This window comes from Vibrio sp. Y58_MX_L22 (assembly GCF_024181865.1).
Classification (GTDB): domain Bacteria; phylum Pseudomonadota; class Gammaproteobacteria; order Enterobacterales; family Vibrionaceae; genus Vibrio; species Vibrio alginolyticus.
The window spans coordinates 34,130-59,136 of record NZ_JAMZAN010000003.1; the positions used below are offsets into that span (position 1 = coordinate 34,130).

The following is a 25,007-nucleotide window of genomic DNA, read 5'->3' on the forward strand; positions in this document are numbered from 1 at the left end:
GTGTAGTTGTTTTAAGAAAAGAAGAGAGATGAAATCATTCAGCTAAACGCCAGACTGCCGGTTGCGATCAATAATGGAAGAAAAGCAATGAGAATGTTGTATACACCGGAGCGTGATGACATCTTAATCAATATCGGTGACGAAAAAAACGTAACGATTAAATATTGAACAACATAAATTGCAGGACAAAATGCAACGATACAAAAGTGGCTTACGATATGAATCCCCGCACACCACGAGTTCGGTTTTGTTCTGATATACAGCAAAAAAAACACGACCAAGCTAATAATAAAATACATAAACACATCACTTGAAAATAATTATCATTTTCAATCATATGTAAATATTCCCTTACTTTCAATGGTGTTTGAGCTATTAATGTCATCGTTATTATCAATCAACACAATAAGTAAAATTATCAGTAATTCCAGTCCTAAACGTTTGCGTAATCGCTAACCTTCTCTTAACCTTGATTTGAGGCTTTTATCACGGTTTTTCCATTGATATAGTGCGTCCATACAACAAAAAAAGACCATTCGAGGCATGGAGCTTCCTCATTAATCTCAAGATGAGAAGAATTGGTACCGACAAAATTCGGCAGATTTTAAGAGGGTCAAAAAATGGACATGAATATGGTTGAGATTTTAGGTTATGCAGCTTCAATCATGGTCGCTATTTCGCTAACTATGAAAGATATTGTTAAGCTTCGTATCCTTAACTTTATTGGTTGTGCGCTATTTACTGCTTACGGACTAATGATTGATTCTTGGCCTGTAGTATTAACTAACGGTTTTATTGCTTGCGTTAACATCTACTTCCTAGCAAAAATGCAGCAGGAAAAAAAAAGCCTAGAGCCTGAGAAAGCGCAATAGCATTCAAACAATAAAAGCCCGCAAATCATAAGATTGCGGGCTTTTGCTTTTAACATTCCATTTCTATCACAGCATCCCTAAACGAGCGCTAACGAACCCAGCTAAGTGCTAATGTTTCTCGACGAGAAAACATATCCATATGCGATGAAATGATCGCCTTAACCGTATTCAGTTTCTCTTCTGAATCCGCCTCACAGGTTATAGTTAAGCTAGATGCACAAAGGTTAAACTCCGCTTTTCCCGTCGGAAATGTCACCAAACCGCTATTTTCATTCCAAGTAGCAGGAACTTTTCGTCCAAAATGCCGACAAAGCGTCACTAAGTATTTGTCAGCGTGTTCGCTATCTATTCGGGTGCTTTCTTTAATCATGAACTTACTCGTTACTTTGAAACGTCCTATGAAGAACCTTGTTAGAATTGATAAGCTGCAGAGAGCTTGAAGTTGCGACCCGGCTCGTAGTCATCAAGCGTGAAGCCACGTGCAGTACCAGAACGAGACGCGTGAGAGCTGTACAACTCGTCAAATACATTATCAATACCAAAGGTCACCGACAGTCCATCAATATCAGACGGCACCCATTGAGCGTATAGATTATGTACATCATAACTTGCTTTCTTTGGCTGACCATCAAAGACGTTGTCTTCCTCTAGAACAAACATTGAGTTCCACCCGAAGATCGTTTCTAAAGCGTCTGACTGGTAATCCAAAGTTAGAGCAATGCTATCACCCATATCAATGCTACGCCCATTGCCCCCAGCAACAGGACCACCAGTATTCTTGTTTTTGGTGTCCGACTTAGAGTAAGAAAGTTTGCTGTTAAACTTGTCGTAACCATAAGAAGCACTTGCCTCAAAGCCTTTAATCTCAACATCACCTAAGTTGTAAATCAGGTAAGTTTGAGTCGCGTTTTGGTACTGATCTGCAATGTAATCATCAATTTCCGTTTGGAATACCGTAATATTCGCCCCAAAGAAATGCTTATCAAAGGTTTTATCAAAACGAACACCACCCTGCGTGTTCAATCCCGTTTCTGGCTTTAACCCATCCTCTAAAAATGCAACGTCTTGGTAAGCAATAAAGGTTTCCATTAGCTCTGGACCTTTAAATAGAGAACGTGCACTCGCAAACAACGTCCAATCTTGAGTCACCGCCCACTCTGCTGCTAGAGCCCAAGTCACATCATCATAATTACTGGTTCCTGTCTCAGCTTTGCGTTTGTAATCATCAAAGCGCATACCTGCGGTAATAAAGAAGGCATCAGAGAAGAAGAACTGATCTTCTACAAACAGTGCGGTTGAAATCGCCGATTCGTCCATAAACTTACGACTACCGTAGTAACTCGAAGACGTTTTATCCATGTAGTCGAAGCCATAAGTGACTCGATTATCAAACTCACCTAACATAACATCTGACTGGAATTTGCCATTCAAACCAAAGTTTTGGTTTTTGGCGGTGTTCTTTGATAAACGGTTCGAGGGCCAACGAGGGGCCATCACCGTTTCGTCACGTTTAATTTCTGTCTCGGTATTATAAAGAGTGACGTTTCCTTGGTGTTGTTCGCCTCGCAACTCGTAACTCAAGGTAACGGTATCGCGGTCATAATCCGTAGGGATAAGTAACTTGCTCGACAGGCTATTATTTGCACTACCCGACATATCAGGACGCGGACTGTAATCTCCACTGTCTCGGTACATGTCATAAGAGAGCTCAAAACGATGGATGTCATTTAGTTCATACCCCAGCTTAGCCAGAATGTTGTAAACATCACCTGCAGCACCATAGGTTTTATTGCCATCACCATCTTCAAAATCATCACGCGTAACGTAATGGCCATAGACCATCGCATCAATGTTTTCGGACAAAAGTCCGTACAGTGTCAACGAACCTTGCTGGTTGTCGTTAGATGCATAGCCGCCATAAACACGCGCACCAAACTTTTCATCGTAACGAAGTAAGTCACGAGCGTCTTTCGTTTCAAAGTAAACCGAACCGCCTAACCCGTTTTGAGTCACAGAGTTATTACCTACCTGAATGTCCGCAGATTTGAGAATGTCAGGGTTCAGCGTCAAGTTACCAATATGATGGAACATGCTCGCATGCTGAGAAGCACCGTCAAGACGAATGTCCAAATCGGTTTCGCTCAAACCACGAATCGTAATACGTTGATTCACAGAGTGTGTGCCACCAACATCCACACCGGGAATATCGCGCAGTAAATCAGACATATGATCGGCTTGCTTCAGTGACATGTCGTCCGCAAACATCGACTCAGTGTTGCTGGAAACTTTCGTTCCCCATACAACGACCTCTTCAAAATGTGACTCAGTATCTTGAGCTAAAACAGGGGTTGATAGCGCCATTCCCACTGCAAGGCAAAGGCTTGAAAGCTTGATAGGTGAACAAGCAGGGCTTTCCATAACTTCATTCCTAAATATTAATGATAATAATTCTCAGGTATAATAAGCATGAGTTTTATAAATACAAAGGCGATTTGGTTATGCGAAATCGCACAAGTGTTATGAGGAAGTGTCAAATGCAGGAAGTCACAACAAAACGAACTAAAATTGCCAAGATAGCTTTAACCCAAAGACTAGAGGCGACAGAGAAACAATGGATTGTCACGCAAGGCCAACCTTGTCAAACTCAACTGGCCGAAGGTAAGTTCCTATCATATCAGTACAATGATCAAATTTTTGTTCATGGCGGGCGTTGTCTAGAACTTATTGATTCGAATATTGTTTCTACTGCACACGCCTCACTGCTGGTCACTATTCTTTTAGAAGGTAGACTCTCGTTTGGCTACGACGATTTGCAATTTGATTTAGACGCGAGCGACGGCCCTAAGGGTGTAGTGGTGAACTTACTCAAACCTGCAAATTTTCGTCGTTCACTGCTCAAAGATAACCTCATTAATAAGATCAACATATTGGTTAAGCCCCAATGGCTAGAGGCCCGCCTTGAGCAAAATTGTAGCCATCGAGCCTTTTTTAACTCTCATCAGGCGTTTCAACAGTTGGAGCTTAACCAGACGCTATGCGAGTTGGCTGAGACGTTAACAAATAGAGAAACACCGCAAGAGTTCCAAGAGAAGCTAGAGGTCGAAAGCTTGATCTATCAAATTTTACATCAAGCCACCAAGCAAATTCCTAAGAATTTCAGTGCTAAAAACAGCAGTATTGAACGACACATTGATGGTCGGATTGAGGATATTGTCAGCTATATTGAAACTCACCTTGATCAAGAACTACGCTTGGAAAAGTTGGCGAGCCAATTCTCAATGAGTGTTTCAAACCTGCAGCGCCGATTTAAACAATCACTTAATATGACCATAAACGGCTACATTCGTTTTCGACGTCTTGAGATTGCTAGGCAACATTTGGAACGTGGCCTAGTGACGATAACAGAAGCCGCCTATGAAGCCGGATACCACCACCCTTCTAACTTCACTTATGCCTTCAAAAAGGCATTTGGTGTGCCACCACATGAAGTGATTAAAGAGTAAGGGGACTCTAGGTAACTGACTGTTATTTAGGAGTGTCTTATCCACAACATCGGTATATACTCGCCTTAAACGTTATGGAGGTTAAACATGAATATTGGTGCTGTCGCGAAGCTCACAGGGCTTTCATCTAAGTCGATTCGATTATATGAAGACAAAGGGATCATATCTCCACCAGCGCGTAGCGACTCTGGCTATCGCGAATATTCAGATAATCATATTCAAGAGCTTAACTTGGTATCACGCGCAAAAAGCGCAGGCTTTTCGTTGCAAGAATGCAAAGAGTTCGTACAACTTGCTCATAACCCCAACCGCAAAAGTAGCGAAGTAAAAGCAAGAACCATGGACAAACTGAGAGAGGTTGAAGAAAAAATTGCACACCTCATGGAGATCAAAACGCAACTTGAAGGTTGGGTTTCTTCTTGTCCTGGAGATGCAGAGAGCCGATGCCCAATCATAGACGAGCTCACCAAGTAAGCCCGCCTATCTATTGATCTCGTTTAAAACGAACTAGCTCGCTTAATGATAGGTACACATGCGCTTACCGTTTAACTCTATGATGTTAAATGGCGTTTCGTAGATGTCCTCTAGCGTAGATGCTTGAATAACCTCTTCAACCGCACCACTCGCCACAACCTTGCCTTTCTTAAGCGCCAATATGACATCTGAGTAACACGCCGCGAAATTAATATCATGAATCACGACCACCATGGCTTTATTCATGTCATGGGCTAACTGCTGCACAACTTTCATGATCTGAAGAGAGTGTTTGATATCTAAGTTATTAAGAGGCTCATCAAGAAAGACATAATCTGTATCTTGTGCAATCACCATAGCAATAAATGCAAGCTGTCGCTGACCACCACTTAATTCATCCAAGTATTTGTCTTGAATATCTTGCAAATCTAAGTAGTCGATCGCTTGTTCTATGACCTCATGATCTTCTTTAGTCAGATTTCCTTTAGAGTATGGGAAACGACCAAAAGAGACTAACTCTTTTACGGTAAACCGCATTGTAATCGAGTTAGCTTGGCGAAGTACTGCCAGTTTTTTCGCTAGCTCTTTTGTGTCCCATTCCGCGATTTCCTTGCAATCAATGATAACACTACCGCCATCTCGCTCCGTTAAGCGCGAGGCCATAGATAACAGCGTGCTCTTTCCCGCGCCATTTGGACCGATAATCGATGTTACCTTGCCCTTTTCAAACTGAGTATTGGCCTCGTCTACGACTTTGTTTGAACCGAAAGCCTTCGTTAATTTGTCTATTACTATCATATTTATACAACTTTGTTTTTCAGCAGCAGGTATAAGAAATACGCACCGCCGATAAAGTTAATTACGACACTCAACGTCGTCTCAAAACTGAACACGTTTTCGATTATCCATTGCCCAGCAAGTAATGAACTGATGGATAGAAACGAACATCCGACCAATAGCGTTTTATGTTGGTAACTTCGGAACATTTCTCGGCTTAAGTTGGTCACTAGTAAACCAAAGAACATGATTGGCCCTACCAAAGCCGTAGAAATAGCAATCAAAACCGCCGAGATAATAAACACATTTCTCGTCACTTTAGGTACATCAACACCCAAACTTTTCGCATTGTCTTGGTCGAGCCAAAACACATCTAAAGTGCGATGCATCCTAAACAACAACCAACATGCAAACATCAAAGCCGGAGCACTAAAGTAAACCAAGTTCACTTTGACATTATTGAAACTGGCGTACAGTTTCGACTGAACAATTGCATATGTGTTTGGGTCCATCAGCAAAGAAAAGAATGACGCCGCATTGGAAAATAGCTGACCAAAGATCAAGCCGACCAATAGCAACGTAATCAAGTTCTTGCTGCCTTTTGAAAAGTAAAACCCAAACAGCAGTAGCGAAAACGACACCATTACAATTACTGCAATCGCGAAATTGACGTACAAGTTAAGAACTAAGGTACTCAACCCACCAAAAATCAACACGATCAAAATTTGGGTTAACACATACAGCGCATCAAAACCCATGATACTTGGCGTTAAAATTCGGTTGTGCGTAATGGTTTGAAATACAAGTGAAGACTGAGCAATGGCCACACCCGCTAGCACTATCGCCAATACTTTAGGAACTCTACGAGACAAAAAATATTGGTAGTTGTCAGCCGTTAGCCCAATACCAATAAACAGACACGCGAAAAGAATCGCAATGCCACCTAGCAGCAGGATTTTCGTTGAATCACGCATGTTGCTTACCTCGCAACAACATAGCGATGAATACCACGCCACCCAATATGCTGATCACGATAGAGATTGGCATTTCATGAGGGAAAATAATTAAACGACTCACCAAGTCGCAACACAACACTAAAATGGCCCCATACATGGCCGTAAGCGGAATGTTCTTTTTGAGGTTATCGCCATAAAAGTGACTCACGAGATTAGGCACAATAAGCCCTAAGAATGGCAACTGGCCAACAATCATCACGACACTTGCTGACATGATGGACACCAATAGCACGCCAATCGTCACAACCTGCTGATAATTCAAACCCAAGTTAATCGCGAAATCTTTTCCGATACCTACGGCAGAGATCCTTGCGGCAAAAAGATAGCTGAGGATAACCATTGGTACCGCGATGTACAGCAGTTCAAAATCACCACGCAAGATGTTGGCGAAGTTTGCGACTGTCCAAGCATTCAGACTTTGAAGTGCATCATATTTGTAAGCGATAAACGTAGTCATGGATTGGATGACATTGCCGAAAATAATCCCGACAAGAGGCACAAAAACCACGCTCTTAAATTGAATGCGCTGAATAAAGAAAACAAACGCTAGCGTCCCAAATACCGAGATGCCAAATACGAGCCAAAGGTGATTGTCGTTACCAAAGAAAACCACGCTCAGTACGTAGCCCAGCATGGCACATTCGATCGTACCAGTTGTAGAAGGTGCAGCAAATCGGTTCTGGCTGATTTGCTGCATGACAAGACCCGCAATACTCAAGCCAGCACCAGCAAGCAGTATGGCAAATAAACGTGGTATACGGCTAGTAAAGAAAAGCTCTAATGCTTTCTCATCACCTGAAAAGAGTTGTTGGGGCGTCATGTTTGCCACCCCAACAAATAACGAAACCGTGCTTAAAACCACAAGGGTTAGCAATAACTTCTTCAAAGTTAACCTCTGCTATCTTGGATTACAGTTCAACGGTTTGCTTTATCTCACTGACCATTTTTTCTGTTGCTGTCACACCAGACATCGACAAGTACCACGCGTCCACATCTAAATAAGTGATTTTATGATTTTTATATGCTGCGGTCGCTTTGACTAAGTCGTTATCCATGGATTTACGAATATCGTTATCCGGCGTACCTGTCAGAGAATTACGGTCAACCACGAGAATATTTTTCGGGTTAGCTTCACGAATAAACTCATAAGAAATGACATCTCCGTGAGTGCCCGTTTTCACGTGCTCAACCGTTTCCAAGAAGCCAAAGTCGTTATAAATGACGCCAAATCGCGACTGGGCACCAAACGCGCTGATGTTGTCACCCATGCTTAAAATCGTTAGTGCATCATTTTTGTTCGATTGGTTGTAGTCACGGATTGCTTTGAATTGAGCATCTAGCGCTTCAATTTTCTGCTCTACTTTTTCTTCGATATTGAAGATCTTACCAATATTGCGCCATTGCGCTTGCGTGCCTTCCCAATAGCCTTGGTTCTCTTTCGCCGCAAAAACAACTGTAGGGGCAATTTCACTCAGCTCTTCATATTTCGCAGACGCTCGCGGACCAACCAAAATCAAATCCGGTTTTTGCATGTAGATGGTTTCAAAATCAGGTTCAAACAAACTACCCGCAGAGGTGTAGTTATCTTTGCTGTATTTTGAAAGGTAACTAGGAAGATTAGACGAGTTAGATACTGCAACGGGATCGATACCAAAGTTGTCCAGCGCATCTAGCGGGCCAAAGCCAATCACAACCACACGCTCTGGGGATTGTTCTAGCTCTGTTTGACCCATGTAGTGGTCAATCACAACTTTAGCAGCGAAAGAAGGAGAAACAGTAAATAACGACAGCATAGCCGCACCGACGAATTTTTTCATTTTGTTAAGCCTTAATGAGATCTATTATCATACGCGTTCGCAATATAACGCTACTCTTTAATGCATTCAACAAAATTTAAGGTACTTTACATTAGTTACGTTTACTCAAGACTTAGATATATCAAAGACTTATAAAACCCATCAGTTTCAATACCTGGGCGTATCATTCATGCGCTTCAATAAACGCTTTGAGTGCCAGCTCATCAATAATCTCCAAACCGTTGTCCGTTTTTGTAATCAATCCCTTTTCAATCAAGTCCTTAACTGCACGTCGATAGACTCGGCCTGAGGTGCCAAACCGCTCAGCCTCTTGGTTCACTTTATCAAAACCACCAAGCAACTTATCCGTCTGATTACGGACGAGAAGATCATAGGCAATGTTGTAAGTAATGGGATGCAACAAACGATTAGTGTAGATATCCATGGAGTCTTGATAATCCTCAGCCAATGCTGAAGCGAAGAACACCATCATTTGGGGATGATTTTGCAGTGCTTCGGTTAGTTTTTGGATACAGATAACATCAACCTGCATATGTTCATCTGCTATCACATTCCATTGACAAGGGGTCTGAGTGAAGAACTCCATTTCACCATAAATATGATAGTCGCAGTTAGCTTCCCCTAATTGAAAACGTCGTCCATTTGCGGCCAATATGTTCATCGAGACTCGACCTACTGGCACAACATACAAGTACTGAAGTTGCTCACCTTGGCGGAGAATTGCTTCCCCAGCATCAAAGTAACGCGAATTTATTTGGCATTGATAAATCAAATCGCGAAAGGTGGCACTCTTTTCTTCAAGGTATGTTTTGAAGCGACCAGTCGGATAAGGGCTGATTTTCATTTTCTGCTCTCTCAGAAAAAGTTACGGACAACTATTTAAGGTGGATTGTACCCCGTAACTCCAAATAAAAAAGCGACAGTGACCTGTCGCTTTACATCTATTCTGTTTATGTGACTTACTGAGATAGAGACTGGCTAACGCTGAGCAACCAAGGCTTCTAATGCCGTAATCGCGGCACTCTTCTCACCTTGCATCATTACTTTGGCCTCATCAACGTACTGACCAACCCCTTCTTTCACATCTTGTTGATACAGCACCACGTTGTTTAATATCGAAGCCACATGAAGGCCTCGTAGTCGACCGACCGTAAACAGCGCAGAGGTTTCCATATCTGCACCTAAGATGCCTTTCTTGTTCCAATGTTGGCATATTGCATCCTCGTCATCGGTATAGAAACTGTCGTGAGAACGCACCACACCAAAATGATAATGCACTTTTTGCATCGACAAGTAACGCTCAACTTCCTTTAACAGTGAAAAGCTTGCGTAGGCTGGATAAGACGAATCGACATACGCTTTAGAGCCGCCCTCATCTCTTACCGCGCCTTCGGCAATGATCAACTCGCCAATATGAATGCCTGATTGCATTGCCCCCGCCGATCCAACGCGTACCACATGAGTCACACCGCACTGTTTTAGCTCTTCCACTGCGATGATCATCGATGGCGCACCTATACCTGTACTACACACTGAAACAGGCTTGCCTTTGTAGTTGCCGGTAAACACACGGTACTCGCGGTTTTCCGACACCATTTCTGCATCATCAAATAATGCCGCGATACGATTCGCTCGATCTGGCTCGCCGCATACAATAACGAGGGGAGAGATTTGTGTTTCATCCACTCCGATATGAGGTTGTTTGGCCATTTTTCGTTCCTTACGCAGCAGCGTGCGCTAAGGTTTTATCGCCATTGCGCTTAGCGCTACGAGCCCACTCACGCGTGCCATTGGCAGCGATGAACATAAGAATCGCGTACTGAACAGACATTGCGTAAACACCTTGCGTCGCGTAGATACCCACACTGATAATGTTAATCACAACCCATAGAATCCAGTTTTCGACGTATTTACGTGTCATCAGAATTTGTGCAACAACAGAAAGTACTGTCATGGTTGCATCCCAGAACGGGAACGCGTCAGGCTCAAGCACCGGTTCAGCCAAGCCAGCACCAAAGAGATTCAAGCTATCAACAGCAATGTTTGCTAGCGCAAAGAAAAATGGGTCGATATAGATCGTTAATAATGCGATACATGCAACGCTAATAGAGGCAGAAGTAATAAGTTTCTGTTTATTTAACCAGCGAACTTCCAGCGTTTCACCTTGTGCGTTTGGGCGGGTCCACGCATACCAGCCGTAAATGTTCGCACAGAAGAAAAACAATTGAAGAAGCAATAATCCGTATAACTGAATTTGAAAAAAGATAACGGCAAAAAGCGTGACATTCAGCAAACCGAATAAGTAGTTGATGGTTTTTTCTTGGCTGGCAAACCAAATGCAAAGCAGTCCAAAAACGGTACCGAAAGCTTCGATCCAACTCATTGCGTAGCCGTCGCCGATCGGAATGTTAACGAGAGTATTATTAATATCGAGTAAGGCAAAGAGGTCCATAACATGTCCTTTATTATTTTGTTTGGAATACGCTTATATTAGAGCGTGATCCCCAACAAAAAGGAGGACATTTGTCCTCCTCTTGATGCACTCGATCATAATTCAGTTCAATGTTTACTTGAAAGCAATAAATGATGCTATTGAACGATGTTGGAAATAGACGTGCCTATGAATCCAAGCCTAGATAGCGTTTTTTGAATGCAGAAGCTGATGCAAATAAAGCTGACGCCAAAAGTGTAATAATAAAGCCAATTGCGTACTCAAATGCTTCATTAACCAGTAGCTGATAGCAGCTCACAAAAAAAATCAATACAACTGTAATAACATTAACTCGGTGAAACCAAGGGTGTTTTACAGATAACTTAGCGTAACCTTTTGATAACATTTAACTAATCCGCCAGACAACAATTAATAGTTTTATTTATAATCAACGACGATAGTAAGGCTTTATCGTATAAAGAGAAACGACTTTTTTAATTTTTTAGCTCAACATCACACGTCATTCAGTGACGTTTGACTTTAACCTCTTGACGCTTTTTCGTTCCACTAGAGTCGGTTCTAATTGTACGACCTGTGCCTCTGTTGACTTTTCATCCAACTTTCGGACAAGAGTCTCAACGGCAGCCTGCCCCAAACGGTACTTAGGCTGATGAATGGTAGTTAGCGATGGCGACATAAATTTCGCGATATGGATGTCATCGTAACCAATAATGGACAGGTCGTCCGGCACTTTAATATCGAGCTCATTTGCGGCGTTAATCACCCCCATCGCCATCATATCGTTAGAGACGAAAATCGAGCTAGGTAATGCGCCACGCTGAGCCATTTTTTTGAACGCTTGATACCCACCCTCACACTCGAAGTCCGATTCAATGATCCAATTGGCATTAAATTCCAAGCCCGCTTCGTTCATTGCTCGCTTATAACCTTCGTATCGCATTTGCGCTTGGTGTTTAATCAAAGGGCCAGTGATGCACCCAATTTCGGTATGGCCGCAATCAATTAAGTATTTCGCCGCTAAGTAACCGCCACGAAGTGAGTTGTCTTGGATTTTATCGCTTGTAAATAGCATCGGCCCCCAGTCCATTACCACTACTGGGATATCTGGGTAACGCTCAAATACATCGATACGCTCTCCTTCTAGCGACGAACACATCAAAATCAAACCATCGACACGCTTTTGCAATAGCGTATTAATGGATTGACGCATACGTTCGTTATCACCCTCGGTGTTACATAAAATGAGGCTGTAGCCTTTTTGGTAGCAGCTGCGCTCTACGCCTTTTACGACTTCGCCAAAGAATGGGTTGGTTGAGGTTGTCACGAGCATACCAATGGTTTTGGTACGATTGACTTTGAGGCTACGCGCCAACGCAGAGGGCGCGTAGTAGTTAAGCTCTTTTGCGGCATTGTTAACGCGTTCAGAGATCTCTTCGCTCACAAAACGCGTCTTGTTAATAACATGGCTCACTGTTGAAGTGGAAACCCCTGCCAGTTTTGCGATGTCTTTCATCGTCGCCATGTTACTACTCCTATTTTAATGAGGCGTTGTGCGCCTTATTGTTCAGCGAGAAACGCGTCCACCTCTTCGCGGGTTGGAATCGACGTTTGCGCGCCAAAGCGGGTCACAGAAATTGCAGCCGCCGCATGTGCAAACTTAATCGCTGATTCTAAAGGTAAACCTTCTAGGAGACCAGTGACGAATGCCCCATTAAATGTATCGCCCGCAGCGGTAGTATCCGTCGCTTCAACGCGGAAACCCGAGATGATTTCGCCTCGACCGTTTTGGCTTAGCCAAACGCCTTTTGCACCGAGTGTGATCATAACAATTTCTATACCTTTACCATGTAGCACATTCGCCGCTTCTTGCGCGCTTTCGTTGTCTGTTACAGTAATACCTGTCAGAACTTCAGCTTCCGTTTCATTTGGTGTAATCACGTCAATGCAAGACAGTAATTCATCTGACAGTTCGCGAGCTGGCGCTGGGTTCAGAATGACATTGGTTTTGGCATCTTTCGCGATTCGCGCAGCTTTCTCAATGCCGCACATCGGCGTTTCCAATTGCATTAGCAAGTAATCTGCTTGGCGAATACGCTCTAAATCTGGCTCAATCGCTTCTGCTGTCAGTTTGGCGTTCGCTTCAGCTGAAATGCAAATGCTGTTCTCACCACTGTCCGACACTTGAATCATCGCGATACCTGTCGGGCAATTTGGCTGCATCTTCACACCAGTGATATCGATGCCGTCCATTTTGAAGTTTTCGCGAATGTTAATGCCGAATGAGTCGTCGCCCACACAAGCGATAAAACCGATGTCTGCATTTAATCGCGCCGCCGCGACGGCTTGGTTGGCACCTTTGCCACCTGGGATAACTTGATAGTTGCGACCATGCAGCGTCTCGCCTGGGCGAGGGAAAGAAGGCACTTGAAGAACATGGTCAGCGTTTACACTACCTAACACCACTAACTTATTCATACGGTTATCCTCGGTTCTGAATGAACCCTTTTTAAAAACTGTTTAGGAAAATACATTAGATGACTTTAACTTCTCTTCCTGACGAAGGAGTCTCGACAAAAAGCCAAAGGCATCTATACCCCACACTTTGCAGTATTTTGGGTAAGTTTGCCCTCACCTCCTAAACGACAGATATAAACGGAGGAGAGAGCAAAAATTAGGATGATTTATTGAACTTAAAACTTACTTAGTGACTACTTTTAGTGGTACTGGGATGTACTCTTCTACTTCTTCACCTTTCAAAACTTTGTCAGCCGTTTCAACACCTAAAGCACCGATAAGGTCTGGTTGCTGAGCAATAGTTGCCGCTAGTTTGCCACGGTTAACTGCTGCAATGCCGTCTTCCGTACCATCAAAACCAACGATAACGACATCTTTGCCAGAAGCTTGAACTGCACGAAGTGCACCTAGCGCCATTTCATCATTCTGTGCAAATACCGCTTGTACATCCGGGTTAGCCGCTAGCAGGTTTTCCATTACGTTTAGACCTTTTGTGCGGTCAAAGTCAGCCGGTTGGCTAGCAAGAAGATCCATATCGCTGCCCTTCACTGCATTCATAAAGCCTTCACCGCGCTCACGCGCTGCCGATGTGCCCGCAATACCTTCAAGTTGAATGACTTTTGCTTTTTCGCCGACTTTTTCCATGATGTAGTGGCCTGCCATTTCACCACCAATTACGTTGTCCGACGCGATGTGACTCACAACTTCACCACGGCTTGCACCACGGTCTAATGTCAACACAGGGATCTTAGAACGGTTCGCCATACGAATTGCATTAGACACTGCATCAGAATCCGTTGGGTTGATAAGAATTGCTTTTACGCCGCGAATACTTAAATCCTCGATGTTCGACAGTTCTTTACTCGGGTCATTTTGCGAGTCCAGTACAATTAAGTCGTACCCCAATTCTTTCGCTTTTGCTTCCGCACCGTCTTTCATCGTTACGAAGAACGGGTTGTTTAGCGTCGAAACCACAATCGCCATGGTATCTTGAGCTTGCGCCGCTACCGATACGGTTGAAGAAAGAAGTGCAGCAGAGATAAGAGTTGCAAGTTTTTTCATCGTTCTAGTCCTTTGTGTAGGGTGAGCCAGTACACGTCCCCTGACTCGGTTTGTATTCACTGTTTTATATATACAGATTGTTATGAATTACTTGTTTTTGTTGTCTACCAATACCGCCAGCAAGATAACCACTGCTTTTGCAATCATTTGGTAGTAGGAAGAAACATCAAGTAGGTTAAGTGCATTGTTCAAGAAACCGATGATCAGCGCACCAATCAAGGTACCCATGATACGACCTTTACCGCCCATCAAGCTGGTACCGCCAAGAACAACCGCTGCGATAGCGTCTAGCTCGTAGCCCATACCCGCTGTTGGCTGCGCCGAAGAAAGACGAGACGTTACAATAATGCCTGCAAGCGCTGCTAACATACCGCAGATGGCGTAGACACCAATCTTCACTCGGTCTACATTGATACCTGATAGGCGAGTCGCAGACTCATTGCCGCCTAGTGCGTAAACATAGCGACCAAAGCGCGTGTGGTTAAGTAAATACCAAGCCGCTGCAAACACAACCACCATTAACCAAACAGGAACCGGAATGCCTAGCGCGTAGCCAGTACCAAACCATGCGAACGCATCCGCGGTGTCAGTAAAGCCTGTCGAGATTGGACGACCTTCGGTGTACACCATGGTCACACCGCGTAGTAACGTCATGGTAACCAGCGTAGCGATAAATGCCTGCACCTTACCCTTCGCAATAATGATACCGCTGATCGCACCTAACGCTGCACCTGCGACTAAAGCAGTTGGAACCGCCACCAGCACCGGAACCTCAAGCGCAATCATGCTTGCCGCAAAGGCACCACACAATGCCAATACCGAACCAACACTTAAGTCGATGCCTGCTGTTAAAATAACTAATGTCATACCCACTGCGATAATGGCATTCACGGAGGTTTGACGAAGAATGTTGAGAATGTTGTCGACCGTAAAAAAGTTCGGGTTCAAAAATGACACAACAACGATCAGAAAGATCAAAGCTATCAGTGATTTTTGCTCAATCAGCCACTCTTTTGTGAACAACTTCTTGTTGCCAGTTTCGGTTGGTTTGCTCATGGTATTCGTACTCATGCTGCTTCCTCATTGATCTCTTTGCCTACGGCACAGGCGAGTAATTTTTCTTGATCGGCGTCTTTCGCATCAAATTCGCCAGTGATACGACCTTCATGCATCACTAAAATACGGTCGCTCATGCCGAGCACTTCAGGCATCTCGGAAGAAACCAAGATGATGCTCATGCCTTCGGCCTTAAACTTGTTGATGAGCTGATAAATCTCTTTTTTTGCTCCGACATCAACACCACGTGTCGGCTCATCCAGAATCAGAACTTTAGGTTTCGTCATTAACCCTTTCGCTATCGCAACTTTTTGCTGGTTACCACCAGATAAGTTGCCGATGATTTGATCTCGCGTTGGGGTTTTAATGTTGAATAACTTAATAAAATCTTCCACAGCAATCACTTCGTCGCTGTGTTGAATCTGGAAGCCTTTGGTCAGCTGGTTTAGCGAACAAAGTGACATGTTCTCCTTAACCGAAAGACCTAAAACCAAACCATCGCCTTTGCGATCTTCAGAGATGTAAGCGATACCATTTGCCAAGCCATCTTGCGGGCTAACCGGGTTAATAGTTTTGTTATCAAGATTGATAACACCATGCTCACTAGGTAATGCGCCGTAAATGACTTTCATGAGTTCAGTGCGGCCTGCGCCCATCAAGCCAGAAATTCCAAGAATCTCACCACGCTTGAGAGTAAAGCTCACATCCTGAACGCCAGACCCAGTCAAACCAATGACTTCAAGACAAGTTTCGCCATGTTGGACATCAATACGTGGATATTGCTCTTCTAATTTTCGGCCAACCATCATTTCAATTAGGCCATCTTCATCAGTGTCGGACACCTTGCACTCACCGATAAACTTACCATCACGAAGCACCGTAATATCATCACAGATTTCAAAGATTTCTTTAAGACGATGCGAGATGTATACGATGCCGCATCCTTGAGCACGAAGCTCATTAATCACTTTAAACAGTGATTCCGTTTCGGTATCGGTCAATGCGTCCGTTGGCTCATCCATAATGATGACTTTCGACTCAAACGAAAGTGCCTTTGCAATTTCCACCATTTGTTGTTCACCAAGGCTTAAATCGCCAAGCAATGTTTTTGATGAGTGCTTTACATTCAGACGTTTTAAAAGCTTGTCAGCCTCGTCATACATTTTGCCCCACTGGATACGCCCTAAGGAGCCAGTGAACTCTCGTCCCAAGTAAATATTTTCGGCAATCGTCAGTTCAGGAATCAGGTTCAGCTCTTGGTGAATAATGCTAATACCAGCTTCCTGTGAATCGCGTGGACCTTTAAAGGCCGCCGGCTGACCTTGATATTGAATGCTCCCCGCATCCATGTGGTAAATGCCTGTCAACACCTTCATTAACGTTGACTTGCCTGCTCCATTTTCACCCATCAGCGCCATAACACGGCCTAGATAAACATTCAGGCTTGCTTTGTCGAGTGCTTTTACGCCCGGAAACGCCTTCTCAATTTCGCTTAGTTGTAGAATGGCTTGAGTCATAATCTGTCCTCAATATCTCTGGCTTAAAAAACCACGCCCGCTTGGAAAATAACGTTCGCATATGGCGAGCATTCGCCGGTTCTTACGATAGCGCGACTTTGCGCCGTGCGTGCTTTAAACGCTTCATGTGACACGTAGCTCACCTCAATAGATTTGCCCGTTTCTTCACTCTCTTTGCTCAGTTCGTTGAGCAACGCTTCATGCAAAACTGGGCTTGCATCAGAGAACTCTTCCGCAATGATGATCCCTTCGATTTGGGACTCAGATAGAATTACGCGAACAGTATCAAGAAAACTTGGTACCCCATGCGTTAGCGCCAAATCGATTCGCTGAACATGCTCTGGGATTGGTAGACCAGCATCACATATCGTGATCTCGTCAGTGTGGCCTAGCGTCGCCACCAAGTAAGAAATATCTGAGTTAATTAGGGTACTTTTTTTCATCTCATCGACCTTTCGGTTACACGTTCATACAACCATGAGCGCCTGTTTTAAAGTGTTTTCGTTATTAACAGAAAACTCATCGAAACGTTTCGATGAAATAATAATTCGTCATCGCAATTTGACCAGTGTGAGATCGATAAGGTGTGAGAATGATCTGTAATTCAATTGTCATTGAATAGGAAAAGTGCACTTGAGTCACACTTTACCATCGAAACGTTTCGATGACGGTATTTCCCTGTCATTACGGTTAGGTTTTATACAGGGAGGAAGGAAAAGAGACGTCCTACTACTGAGAAAACCTCTAGTTAATAAACTCGAAACCTTTCACGTCATCACAATTCTTAGATAGCTGCCTGATTTTGGAGAACGCTCACCTTACAATCTGGTTACAATTTGCCAAAACACATCATCCGTTCAGTACCTTACCTGGTACGCGACGTTTGTAGGGACACAAACGGAAACTAAGAACCATAATGAAGTTAAGCAATAGAGTCATTTTGCTTGTCGCGCCAGTGATCTTATTAAGCGCGTTAGTATCTAGCTATATTATTTATAGCATTCAAAAAGTGACGCTCATCAAGCGGGAAGACAGCTATATTCAGTTGCAGATGGAAAAGCTCGCCGGGCAGTTTCGACAAGCGAATATTTTTCTTAATAGCTATGCCTATACGCTCAGTAAAAGTGATGTATTACAAGACTATTTGGTAAATCATAACAACCCCTATCGTGAACGAGTCTTGTTTAACCGATTAGACGAGACCGCTGAAGTATTGAGCCATGGTTACAAAGGCGATGCGAGCATGGCGATCCTCGACGGAAAACAAAACCTTCTCTACTACACAGAAAACAAATATTACGAATCATCGGGCGTGGTCGACCCAAAGGTGTTAGAGTACATATCACGAAGTTTCAATGAGAGAGAGGCTTTCAGTCACACTGGCTTTATTTATAACTCCAGTGGACAAAGCATTCTTCTTCAATATGAGGTCGTCGACAAAAGAACGGGGACTCACCCTTTGAGCTTTGACTCGAAAAATGTGTTTTTTGTGGTAGTTTCCGTATCACTTGAAGCCTTTAACGAGATTAAGCATGAAATCGAGTTTGACACGCACAGCGTGATTACTTTCGCCGACAAACCCATTTATCTTGATATTCCTCTCGCTCAAACCATTGAGCTGCTGCCGCACTTTTATGCCGTGCTTTCTCCTGCCGAATATTTAATGTGGAATAAAGTCGATAAAGTGTGGCTAGAACTTGCTTTCTCCTTTGGCGTAGCGGCGTTTTTCACCATCACATTAATCATTTTGGTGTTGTACCGCTATGTGTTGCGCCCTGTTTCTCGCCTTGATAAGCAGCTGAACGAACTTGAATCTAATCAACGTGACAATATTGAAAAGCTAGAAACAAACGATGAAATAGGACGCCTCTCTGCACGCTTTTTTGATATGTATGAGGAACTTAATGTCATCTATAAAAAGACAAAACGCCTAGCTGAAACGGATCACCTGACGCAACTCGCCAATCGCCATCGTTTTCATGAGCTTGCCACTCGTGAACTTATCTCCCCTTCGCAGTTTCTGTGGGTTGTTTACGTCGATCTTGATAACTTTAAATACGTGAATGATAAATACGGGCATGAATTGGGAGATAACTTATTAAAAGTGTTCTCATCACACATCAAGAATGCTTGTCAAAAGTTCTCGCACGATTACAACAGCCCCTGCTTTGCCGCCAGGTTATCTGGTGACGAATTTGCAATTTTGCTGAGCTCAAATCAAGAGGTAAAACGCTTGCCTGATTTGCTTGCATCAGAGTTACTAAAACCGATTAGTAATCTCAGTTCATCTTGGAGTAATTCATTTCCCGTTACGGCAAGCGTAGGTATTGCACAATATCCTCAAGACGGTACTGACATCGCGAAGTTACTCTCCAGTGCCGATGCGGCTATGTATCAAGCAAAACGGGCAGGGAAAAATCAATACGCCTATTATTCAGCCGCTCTCAATATTGAGTCTCAAAGACGAAGTCAGCTTGAACGTGCGCTCCGAAAAAGCAATGTAGAGGAAGAATTCCACCTTGTTTTTCAACCCTATATGAACAATCGAAGCAACGAAATTGAGGGGTTAGAAGTCTTGTTGCGCTGGGAAGCCGAAGGTATCGGCCCTATCCCCCCAAAGGAGTTTATTCCAATTGCAGAGCAAGCCGGATTATTTGATAAAATTGACCGCTGGGTTTTCGCCAATGCAACGGCGGAATACCATCAATTAAGGAATATTTTCGGTAAGGATATTGTTCTTTCGGTCAATCTTTCATCAGCAGAGCTAAACTCGATAGAAATGGCAAACTACATCCATGAACAAGCGACACTGCACAGTGTTAAACCAGAATGTATTGAGATAGAAATAACCGAAACCTTTGCCGCAGAACAACAAGGCACGGCCCTACTTGATGAGCTATCAAAACGTGGCTACCATCTTGCAATTGATGACTTTGGTTCTGGTTACACATCGTTAACTCAGCTCGTTCAGTATCCGGTTCAAAAAATCAAATTTGATCGAGAGTTCCTCGTTACATTGATGAACACCAACAACGGACATGTGATCAAACCTATTATTGAGCTATGCCATGCCCAAAATAAAACGGTTACAGCAGAAGGTATTGAACACAATATGATGCATGAATGGTTATCGGCATACCGCTGCGACTATATGCAAGGCTATTTATTTGGCAAACCAATGACTAAAGAACAATTGAGCTTGTGGTGGCAATCGGCAAATGACGACAGTCGATTTGATGCGTCCATGGTCAGCTCAATTAGGGTTTCAAGAACATAAGTTAAGGGGAGACGTACAGCAGTCACAACTGTGGCGGCTGTATTTAGCTGTATATGAGCTTCATTGATAGATGCTCAGCTTTTGTTCCCCCATACCTATATCTATGACTTTAGTTGAGTAAATCACTATTTATTCGTTTTTAAACCAGCACTTCCTTGAAATCCAAACCGGTCAAATTCAGCGCTTTGACGCTATCGTACAAGCCACCTTTTTTGTCCGTACAAAACGTTCTGAGCCCAGCACCTTTTACTCTGAACAAGTCAGATTCATTAACGGCTTCTCTATTCAAAACGAGTTTCTTAAACGGTCTAGCACGACTTAGCTTACCATGACGAAGATTATACTCGGTAGCAGAGGTATCAATGGCATCAATTTGAGTGACAATGTTTAATGCTCGCCAAGGCTTTCCTTGTAGATTTAATGGTAAAAATTCGACATTCTCGCTCAACACATCGAGCTTATCCGCAATAGAAGCGGATACAGCAAGAGTAAAAGATCCCCATGCTGCAATATCAGGCCTGGGTAATGGCTTTTCACCCTTAACGTCTAACCATTCAATATCAATACTTTTCCAACTGGCTTTAACAGACTCTCCATAGAGTTGGATAGGTTTGCTTGCCGTTACTTGAAGAGACATTTCCAATGGCGACTCTTGCAACATTGCAAAATCATTAACATTGGGAGTGACAATAAACACTTTATTAAATGCTGTCATAACCGTCCTTAAATAAATTTGAGCGCTTTTCTTAATGAGACGAGCACTCTCACACCAAACCAAACATAATAGATAGAGTTTACTCTCATGTTCAAAAATTTAATGAATTAATATCTGGCGTTCTTATCTTTTAATTTCGAATTTTTACTATTTATATTTTTTAATCCACACGATAGAATTATTTTTTCAATTTTTACTATCTACCCTTCCTTATGTAATCGAATAAATTAGAGAATAAACAATAGCACGCATCACTTCACTTTTGTCGAGCTCATCACTCTCACTTAAACGATACATTCACAAGTTCAATTTTTGTACGACTTGGACTTAGCTTTGTCAATCGTGAATTAAAAACAACCGATTCACCGCTGTTTTACTGCCTTTTCTTACCACCCTGTTGTTTATTCATACATTATAAATGCACTTATACACATAACGATTCGGCGTTACGATTTGTTACGAGTTAAATCACAAACTTTTGAGGTATTGGATAAAGCGTAGAAAAAGAAAACACATTGAAATAAAAAGAGTTTCTAAAGCACGAAAAATAAAACGCCGTTTTTATAAATTAGCAACTTCACAAATATCCTTAAACACAGTTTTATTAATTACATATATCAGATATTATTTACGCTGAAGTTTATAGAAACCATCGTTAAACTTCATATTTTATATAAGTTTCAATTAGTTAGTTTTTAACTCGAAAACTTATCGTCAACCCAATATTAAGCACCTAAGCGTGCAATAAGAAACATTGGGAATAGAATTATATTGATGTGCATGTTGTTTTAACGAATGCATGAAGCAATCGGTAAATTTGTAACACCATAGAGTTTTATTTAGCCAAGATGAAAAAGTTAATTTTATTATTTACATGTGCGCTGTTGTCTGTCTCACCTTTTGCTTTTGCAAAACAATCAGATAACGAACCCAGGGATCATTTACGACCAAAGCAAGTTGAGCATGTGTTTAAACAAGCCAAGCTAGATGGCATAGTAGACTTTAAGTTGTTCAGTGACGCTTACATCGCTTATCAGAAGACACCCGATAGAAAGAAGTCGGTACTAACGATCATCGACTATAGTAAACCATCAACTGAAAAGCGTTTTTATGTGGTTGATTTAGATAAAAAGAAGCTAATCTACAATACGTATGTTTCTCACGGCGTGAACAGCGGAAAGAAAACAGCGACACAGTTTTCAAATGTCGTGAACTCGCGAAAAACATCATTGGGCACTTTTTTGACTGATACCACTTACTACGGCTCAAATGGCTATTCACTTCGATTAGATGGGCTAAGCTCTGGATTAAACGACAAAGCTCGCGAGCGTTACATTGTCGTGCACGGTGCCGATTACGCAAACCCTTCCTTCATCAAGAAGAATGGATACCTCGGACGCAGTTGGGGTTGCCCTGCTTTGCCAGAGAAGTTGTCTCGCGAGATCATTGACACTATAAAAGGCGGCAGCGTTATTTACGCAAGCGCGTAATACCGATGCGACACATATGGGGAAGAAAAAAGAAGATTCTATTTCTTCCCCAGTAATAATCCTGTTAGCTTAATCGTCCTTGTGCAACGACTCTCTTTCCATTTTCGCTTACTCGAAAGCGAAAACTATTGTGTTATTCGCTGATATACCTAAGTGCGATCAGAAAACTCTGTTCATCCCCCTTCCATCTCGTTAGTATACGCTGAGTTCATCAGACACTGGCTTTCATCGTTATCATAGTTCCACTAAGATTCCTTAATCATGGTGGGTAACTGTGGCTTTATATGTTTAGGGTTACTTCTTGCGTTATCTACACCGTATATTATTGATGCTTTCTTTGTCCCTGCTCTCAGGGCTCATCACAGCTTCATATGCGCATGAGTGGCACCACACCAAACATTACACTTCCGAGCGCCTACTTAAACTCTCTCAACAAGACGATTTTGAGCTAGCACACACTGATTTTCATGCCTCAGCTTCTCTGAGTTCTTGGGGATCAGAAAGTTACTACCTACATATAAAGCGCGAGTTGTTCGGGCTTGTCTCCTGTCGCCGAACATCAGCTACTGATGGCGTTTTATCATCAGATTTTACTCCTGATTATTTTTTACTTATTGCTTTCTCTTCTCCGCCACTACTGGAGTTGGCAAAACAAGCATCTCGCTTACCTCTAGACAGTTATGGCGGACTCATGAGTCAACGCTCTCTTTATCGCCTCTCAGGAAGAAAGGAAGCGAACTTAATGTACGTCTTTACTCATGGTCGCAACGCCTTCTCTGTTGTTTAACTTTTTATGACATACAGAGAACACGAAAATGTAACGATAAGAACCAATATGCTCATTGTTACTAGAACCAATTTGAGGTCCATATAATGACAAGAATCGCTACAACCATCGCACTAGCATTACTATTTGCAGCGGGCTCAACCTTAGCAAACACAGACACTAAGCCAGAAGAAATGAGTAACGACACTCTGTTAGAGTGTGCCAACGTTTCTAACGCACGTATTGCAGTTCCGGAACACAGAGCGATGTTCAGACACTACTTAATGTCTGAGAGAGACTACAGCTTTGACCAGCTATCGTCTGCCGAACTTGAATTTAAAGCAGCAGATAAGAATGAGTCTGAAGTAGAGAACATCTACAAGTCTCAGTGCAAAGAAGTTGGCGAATACCTATATAGCATTGGCTATTAAATTCGAAACCCTAACGACACTCAAAAAGAAAGGCGCAATGTATGCGCCTTTCTTTTTACTGGGAAAACTCAGACACATCCTTGGGTTTACAGAACGCTCGACGTGCTTTAACAAACAAGAAACTAAGCACTCCAATCACAAGAGTAATTATTGGTGCCGCCATTAATAGCATTGTGATCGCTTTGCTCATATTTTCTGGTAACAAAGGAAGTAATGAACCAAAACCGCATAATATCAGCGTCCATAAAATCGCACTCAGCCACGCAAAGTAATGGAATTTACTAATACGTTTCACTCGCAACCCCATCATTAATGGCAATAGGGAACGAACAACCGGAATAAACCGCGCGCACAAAAGCGCAACCAATCCATGTTTACTGAGTAATACGTCGACTTGTTCCAAACGCTTTTGAGGAACCGCACTCACCCAGCCTTGGACCTTAGGTAAGCGATTTAGCCACTTGCCTTGTAAATAAGCCGCCCAACTTCCCAACCCCGCACTAACAGCTATTACCAACATGATCATAATTGGGTCAAGGACGCCAACCGCCGCCAGCGTACCGGATAATACGACGACACTGTCGCATGGGAAAGGTGCAGCAGGAATAAAACCACTTTCCAAAAAGATACTCACAGCAACAACAAAATAAACCAAACCTGCACTGCCTGGCGCCATTAACGCCGTGAAATCTTGATGCCAAAAAGCACTCAAGACCTGAATGATCGAATCAAACATAAACCGCTCCTAAGCATAATTAACCAAAAGTTGCAAAAACATGGAATGTGTTAGCGAGCATGTATAAAGCGGCATATGAAATTCGACTCTTTTCTCACGCCGATTCTGTATTTAGAGTGAGTAAAAATACTTTCAATACAACAACCTAAAGCCTCATTACCGATGCGTTTTAGCCGCTTCATCGAGTAAATTGCCGAACGATGCGCCCACCATGCTACATCAAGCATTTCAAACCATTCGGGTTCTACATCGTCGTTCGAGCTCATTTCCTTAGCATGGATAACCCTCAATATATTCCGGCTGTTTAAACTCGGATAGTCTTGTTGTATTGGAGAGATAGGATGTTCTGAAAAGTGCTTCGACTTAGCGTCAACAGCGATATTCTGGTTATGAAAGGAAAGAAAATTTGGGTGTGAGTGCGCCAAGCTCATGCTCGGAGCCAACAAGCAGAAAAGTAGTCCGAGTAAAGCAATCAGAATCGTACGCACAAAGGTAACCAAAACCAAAATAATAAGTTCTTTTAACCCTGTGC

25 protein-coding genes are annotated in these 25,007 nt (G+C 42.8%); 7 read left to right on the forward strand and 18 right to left on the reverse strand.

What is annotated here, in order from left to right; all coding sequences use genetic code 11:
• Positions 1 to 620 precede the first annotated feature (620 nt).
• Positions 621 to 872 carry a YgjV family protein gene (locus tag NL626_RS07985; RefSeq protein WP_005376619.1) on the forward strand — a complete coding sequence of 84 codons (252 nt, stop codon included), beginning with the start codon at positions 621 to 623 and terminating at the stop codon, positions 870 to 872.
• Between the two features lie 88 nt (positions 873 to 960).
• Here NL626_RS07985 and NL626_RS07990 read toward each other — a convergent pair whose 3' ends face one another.
• Positions 961 to 1,242: a DUF2218 domain-containing protein gene (locus NL626_RS07990; RefSeq protein WP_033906471.1), complete on the reverse strand. Its 282-nt coding sequence runs from the start codon at positions 1,240 to 1,242 to the stop codon at positions 961 to 963.
• 41 nt (positions 1,243 to 1,283) lie between these two features.
• Positions 1,284 to 3,290, reverse strand: a complete 2,007-nt coding sequence (locus tag NL626_RS07995) for a TonB-dependent siderophore receptor (RefSeq protein WP_005382608.1) — start codon at positions 3,288 to 3,290, stop codon at positions 1,284 to 1,286.
• A gap of 116 nt (positions 3,291 to 3,406) precedes the next feature.
• Here NL626_RS07995 and NL626_RS08000 point away from each other — a divergent pair, with 116 nt between their 5' ends.
• Together NL626_RS08000 and cueR are read left to right on the forward strand one after the other, a co-directional pair.
• On the forward strand, positions 3,407 to 4,375 hold the full coding sequence (locus NL626_RS08000; RefSeq protein WP_053307613.1) for a helix-turn-helix domain-containing protein: 969 nt from the start codon (positions 3,407 to 3,409) through the stop codon (positions 4,373 to 4,375).
• A gap of 87 nt (positions 4,376 to 4,462) precedes the next feature.
• The gene (gene cueR / locus NL626_RS08005) at positions 4,463 to 4,849 is read left to right on the forward strand and encodes a Cu(I)-responsive transcriptional regulator (protein WP_005376627.1); all 387 of its coding nucleotides are present in this window, start codon (positions 4,463 to 4,465) and stop codon (positions 4,847 to 4,849) included.
• Between the two features lie 42 nt (positions 4,850 to 4,891).
• On the opposite strand, the gene vctC is transcribed toward cueR, so the two are convergent.
• The 13 genes from vctC to rbsD form a co-directional block, all read right to left on the reverse strand.
• Positions 4,892 to 5,647, reverse strand: coding sequence for an iron chelate ABC transporter ATP-binding protein VctC (gene vctC, locus NL626_RS08010; protein ID WP_017635379.1), 756 nt, complete (start codon positions 5,645 to 5,647; stop codon positions 4,892 to 4,894).
• A gap of 2 nt (positions 5,648 to 5,649) precedes the next feature.
• On the reverse strand, positions 5,650 to 6,600 hold the full coding sequence (gene vctG, locus NL626_RS08015; protein WP_005376631.1) for an iron chelate uptake ABC transporter permease subunit VctG: 951 nt from the start codon (positions 6,598 to 6,600) through the stop codon (positions 5,650 to 5,652).
• Positions 6,593 to 7,528: an iron chelate uptake ABC transporter permease subunit VctD gene (vctD, locus tag NL626_RS08020; protein ID WP_017820306.1), complete on the reverse strand. Its 936-nt coding sequence runs from the start codon at positions 7,526 to 7,528 to the stop codon at positions 6,593 to 6,595. The genes vctG and vctD overlap by 8 nt, the downstream gene beginning before the upstream one ends.
• 22 nt (positions 7,529 to 7,550) lie before the next feature.
• Positions 7,551 to 8,459, reverse strand: coding sequence for a siderophore ABC transporter substrate-binding protein (locus tag NL626_RS08025; protein ID WP_005376635.1), 909 nt, complete (start codon positions 8,457 to 8,459; stop codon positions 7,551 to 7,553).
• Positions 8,460 to 8,622: 163 nt separating this feature from the next.
• A complete protein-coding gene (locus tag NL626_RS08030; RefSeq protein WP_005382613.1) occupies positions 8,623 to 9,303 on the reverse strand; it encodes a Crp/Fnr family transcriptional regulator in 681 nt (226 codons plus the stop codon).
• A 134-nt stretch (positions 9,304 to 9,437) separates the two neighbouring features.
• Entirely contained in the window at positions 9,438 to 10,169 is a 732-nt protein-coding gene (locus NL626_RS08035) for a nucleoside phosphorylase (protein ID WP_171344892.1), read from the reverse strand.
• Positions 10,170 to 10,179: 10 nt separating this feature from the next.
• A complete protein-coding gene (gene pnuC / locus NL626_RS08040; RefSeq protein WP_171344893.1) occupies positions 10,180 to 10,911 on the reverse strand; it encodes a nicotinamide riboside transporter PnuC in 732 nt (243 codons plus the stop codon).
• A gap of 499 nt (positions 10,912 to 11,410) precedes the next feature.
• Positions 11,411 to 12,433, reverse strand: a complete 1,023-nt coding sequence (locus NL626_RS08045) for a substrate-binding domain-containing protein (RefSeq protein WP_025767871.1) — start codon at positions 12,431 to 12,433, stop codon at positions 11,411 to 11,413.
• 35 nt (positions 12,434 to 12,468) lie between these two features.
• The gene (gene rbsK, locus NL626_RS08050) at positions 12,469 to 13,386 is read right to left on the reverse strand and encodes a ribokinase (protein WP_054574640.1); all 918 of its coding nucleotides are present in this window, start codon (positions 13,384 to 13,386) and stop codon (positions 12,469 to 12,471) included.
• A 222-nt stretch (positions 13,387 to 13,608) separates the two neighbouring features.
• Entirely contained in the window at positions 13,609 to 14,487 is an 879-nt protein-coding gene (gene rbsB, locus NL626_RS08055; RefSeq protein WP_005373143.1) for a ribose ABC transporter substrate-binding protein RbsB, read from the reverse strand.
• Positions 14,488 to 14,574: 87 nt separating this feature from the next.
• Positions 14,575 to 15,558, reverse strand: coding sequence for a ribose ABC transporter permease (rbsC, locus tag NL626_RS08060; protein WP_005382618.1), 984 nt, complete (start codon positions 15,556 to 15,558; stop codon positions 14,575 to 14,577).
• A complete protein-coding gene (rbsA, locus tag NL626_RS08065; RefSeq protein ID WP_253657205.1) occupies positions 15,555 to 17,060 on the reverse strand; it encodes a ribose ABC transporter ATP-binding protein RbsA in 1,506 nt (501 codons plus the stop codon). Before rbsA ends, rbsC begins: the two co-directional genes overlap by 4 nt.
• A gap of 23 nt (positions 17,061 to 17,083) precedes the next feature.
• Positions 17,084 to 17,503: a D-ribose pyranase gene (gene rbsD, locus NL626_RS08070; RefSeq protein WP_017635387.1), complete on the reverse strand. Its 420-nt coding sequence runs from the start codon at positions 17,501 to 17,503 to the stop codon at positions 17,084 to 17,086.
• Positions 17,504 to 17,976: 473 nt separating this feature from the next.
• Here rbsD and NL626_RS08075 point away from each other — a divergent pair, with 473 nt between their 5' ends.
• Positions 17,977 to 20,337, forward strand: coding sequence for an EAL domain-containing protein (locus tag NL626_RS08075; RefSeq protein ID WP_253657206.1), 2,361 nt, complete (start codon positions 17,977 to 17,979; stop codon positions 20,335 to 20,337).
• Positions 20,338 to 20,476: 139 nt separating this feature from the next.
• On the opposite strand, the gene NL626_RS08080 is transcribed toward NL626_RS08075, so the two are convergent.
• Positions 20,477 to 21,052: a DUF1629 domain-containing protein gene (locus NL626_RS08080; RefSeq protein ID WP_053349404.1), complete on the reverse strand. Its 576-nt coding sequence runs from the start codon at positions 21,050 to 21,052 to the stop codon at positions 20,477 to 20,479.
• An 848-nt stretch (positions 21,053 to 21,900) separates the two neighbouring features.
• Here NL626_RS08080 and NL626_RS08085 point away from each other — a divergent pair.
• The 3 genes from NL626_RS08085 to NL626_RS08095 all read left to right on the forward strand — a co-directional run bounded on the left by NL626_RS08085 (position 21,901) and on the right by NL626_RS08095 (position 23,739).
• Positions 21,901 to 22,542, forward strand: coding sequence for a murein L,D-transpeptidase catalytic domain family protein (locus NL626_RS08085; protein ID WP_005373154.1), 642 nt, complete (start codon positions 21,901 to 21,903; stop codon positions 22,540 to 22,542).
• 328 nt (positions 22,543 to 22,870) lie between these two features.
• The gene (locus tag NL626_RS08090) at positions 22,871 to 23,329 is read left to right on the forward strand and encodes a hypothetical protein (RefSeq protein ID WP_017633653.1); all 459 of its coding nucleotides are present in this window, start codon (positions 22,871 to 22,873) and stop codon (positions 23,327 to 23,329) included.
• A gap of 86 nt (positions 23,330 to 23,415) precedes the next feature.
• Entirely contained in the window at positions 23,416 to 23,739 is a 324-nt protein-coding gene (locus NL626_RS08095) for a hypothetical protein (RefSeq protein ID WP_253657207.1), read from the forward strand.
• A gap of 55 nt (positions 23,740 to 23,794) precedes the next feature.
• On the opposite strand, the gene NL626_RS08100 is transcribed toward NL626_RS08095, so the two are convergent.
• Both NL626_RS08100 and NL626_RS08105 read right to left on the reverse strand, forming a co-directional pair.
• Entirely contained in the window at positions 23,795 to 24,475 is a 681-nt protein-coding gene (locus NL626_RS08100; RefSeq protein ID WP_017633654.1) for a DedA family protein, read from the reverse strand.
• 50 nt (positions 24,476 to 24,525) lie between these two features.
• Positions 24,526 to 24,963: a hypothetical protein gene (locus NL626_RS08105; RefSeq protein ID WP_253657208.1), complete on the reverse strand. Its 438-nt coding sequence runs from the start codon at positions 24,961 to 24,963 to the stop codon at positions 24,526 to 24,528.
• Between the last annotated feature and the right edge of the window lie 44 nt (positions 24,964 to 25,007).